Here is a 3,117-nt window from a genome sequence, read left to right as displayed (position 1 = left end):
GCCGGCCATGGCCGGCACGGAGCGTGCGGCCGCGCCTCGCGCGGCCACTCAGGAAAGGGGCCTTAGCTCAGCTGGGAGAGCGCCTGATTTGCATTCAGGAGGTCACCGGTTCGATCCCGGTAGGCTCCACCATCGCGGCGTGCCGCCTGCATGACATGGACCTGACCGCCGGTCGCGATCCGGTGGGATCGCCGGGCGCCTCCGCGAGGGGCGCCCGGCCGTCCCACGGGGACGAATTGACATCGTTGAGAGAGATACGAAACCAGCACCCTCGGTGCCTGCAAGTGGGCGGGCATCCCGGGCGGCGCGTTCCTTCGGGGCGTGCGCGCGGAGCAGGGGGTGCTGTCCAAGTCAAGTACACTGACCGCGGACCTCTTCGGGGGTCCGTATGGGAAACATGTACGACTTCCGGATCCGGTGAGAGGGCGCGCGACGAACCAGCCGCGGGCCCGTGCGGGGTGTCCTGGCGATGCGCGAGCACGGCAGGCAAGACCCATCTGCGCTCACTGGATCGGATCAAGCGCGAGAAGGGCGTTTGGTGAATGCCTTGGCAGCAAGAGGCGATGAAGGACGTGATACCCTGCGATAAGCCATGGGGAGCCGGGAATGGGCTTCGATCCATGGATCTCCGAATGGGGCAACCCACCTGACAGTTTTTGGTTATTGCTTCGCAATGCACGCTCCGTGCCGGCCCTTGGCCGGTTTGGGAGGTGTGGCGGCGAAGCGGCTGACCGGAAGCTGAACCAGGTACTTTGAGGCTGAATACATAGGCTTCAAAGAGCGAACCCGGGGAACTGAAACATCTAAGTACCCGGAGGAAAGGACATCAACCGAGACTCCGTCAGTAGCGGCGAGCGAACGCGGACCAGCCGAGCCTCGAGCGTGACCGGAACCGTCTGGAAAGGCGGGCCATAGCGGGTGACAGCCCCGTACGGGAAGCGTGAGAGGACGTATCAAGTAGGGCGGGACACGTGTAATCCTGTCCGAAGATCGGGGGACCACCCTCGAAGGCTAAGTACTCCTTGCTGACCGATAGCGAACCAGTACCGTGAGGGAAAGGTGAAAAGCACCCCGACGAGGGGAGTGAAACAGACCCTGAAACCGGACGCCTACAAGCAGTCGGAGCTTGACTGGACACTCATGACAACCAAAGAGGGGGCCGAACCTGGGCAAAGGGAGCGGCCTCATGGCGGACGGGACATTCGCGGCATTGCTGCTGGTGGCGGGGCTCATCGACATGGGCGCCAATCATTGCGGCACGGCGGGCGGATGCTTGGGACAGTCGCGGGACAGCCCCCGGCTGTCGCTGTCCGCGGGCGAGGTGCTCGAGCGGCAAGCCGCGCCGGGCGCCGAGGTCTACCTGCGCTACGACACCGGCCTTCGGACCGGCCCATTCGGCCATGCCGCGGGTCTGTCGCTGGGCGAGCGGGGCGAGATCTGGGCGGGCTATGGCGCGACCTGGAGCACCGGCTTCGGCGGCGGGCCGCTCTACGCCGAGCTGCACGCGATGACCGGCGTCTACGAGGCCGGCGACGGGCTCGACCTCGGCGGGCCGATCGTCTTCCGTTCCGGCCTCGAGCTGGGCTGGGAGGCGGCGTCGGGCTGGCGCCTGGGCCTGGCCTACGATCACCGCTCGAACGCAGGCCTCTACGACCGCAATCCCGGGGTAGAGACCGTGCAGCTGCGCGTCAGCGTGCCGCTGAAGTAGCCCGCCGCGACCACGTCATCGCGGCCCGACCGGCCAGGGGCCGGCACGGAGTGCCGACGCGCCCCGCGCGTCGGTCCAGACAAGGTTGTCATCAGCGTCCAGTCTTGTGACGGCGTACCTTTTGTATAATGGGTCATCGACTTGGTCTCACATGCGAGCTTAAGCCGTTAGGTGGAGGCGCAGCGAAAGCGAGTCTTAAATGGGCGTCGAGTATGTGGGATCAGACCCGAAACCGAGTGATCTAGGCATGGCCAGGCTGAAGGTGCGGTAACACGCACTGGAGGGCCGAACCCACATCCGTTGAAAAGGATCGGGATGAGCTGTGCCTAGGGGTGAAAGGCCAATCAAACTCGGAGATAGCTGGTTCTCCGCGAAAGCTATTTAGGTAGCGCGTCGAATGAATACCCCCGGGGGTAGAGCACTGGATGGGTAATGGGGCCCCACAGGCTTACTGATCCTAACCAAACTCCGAATACCGGGGAGTACTGTTCGGCAGACACACGGCGGGTGCTAACGCCCGTCGTGGAGAGGGAAACAACCCTGACCTCCGGCTAAGGCCCCCAATTCGTGGCTAAGTGGGAAAGCAGGTGGGACGACCAAAACAACCAGGAGGTTGGCTTAGAAGCAGCCATCCTTTAAAGATAGCGTAACAGCTCACTGGTCTAATCAAGTTGTCCTGCGGCGAAGATGTAACGGGGCTCAAGCCACGAGCCGAAGCCGAGGAGTGCGTAAGCACTGGTAGCGGAGCGTCGTGTGACGTGATCCCATGCGTTTTTACCGGCGGTGCGTGCGAGCACGCAGCCTGCGGTATGGACGCGGGGGATCCTCTGTGAAGCCGGCCCGCGAGGGATCCGGTGGAGAGATCACGAGCGAGAATGATGACATGAGTAGCGACAAAGGGGGTGAGAGACCCCCTCGCCGAAAGTCCAAGGGTTCCTGCTTCAAGCTAATCTGAGCAGGGTGAGCCGGCCCCTAAGGCGAGGCCGAAAGGCGTAGCCGATGGGAATCAGGTGAATAGTCCTGAGCCAGGAGGATGTGACGGATCGCGACCGTTGTCGGACCTTATCGGATTGGTCCGGCAGCCGAGCGGTTCCAGGAAATAGCCCTCCATCAGACCGTACCCGAAACCGACACAGGTGGACTGGTAGAGCATACCAAGGCGCTTGAGAGAACGATGTTGAAGGAACTCGGCAAAATGCCTCCGTAAGTTCGCGAGAAGGAGGCCCGGGTGCTGGGCAACCAGTGTCCGGGGGCACAGACCAGGGGGTGGCGACTGTTTACTAAAAACACAGGGCTCTGCGAAGTCGCAAGACGACGTATAGGGTCTGACGCCTGCCCGGTGCCGGAAGGTTAAAAGGAGGAGTGAGAGCTCCGAATTGAAGCCCCGGTAAACGGCGGCCGTAACTATA

1 tRNA gene and 1 rRNA gene are annotated in these 3,117 nt (G+C 62.9%); both read left to right on the top strand.

The annotated features are described in order from the left end of the window. The first annotated feature begins 56 nt into the window (after positions 1-56). Positions 57-132: transfer RNA gene (locus DRV85_RS18720), tRNA-Ala, on the top strand. Positions 133-514: 382 nt separating this feature from the next. Then, positions 515-3,117, top strand: a 23S ribosomal RNA gene (locus DRV85_RS18715); the annotation flags it as partial.

It is taken from the genome of Rhodosalinus halophilus, from assembly GCF_003298775.1.
Lineage (GTDB): Bacteria > Pseudomonadota > Alphaproteobacteria > Rhodobacterales > Rhodobacteraceae > Rhodosalinus > Rhodosalinus halophilus.
Note: the sequence above shows the minus strand (reverse complement) of the source record. Positions and strands in the feature narration are given on the sequence as shown.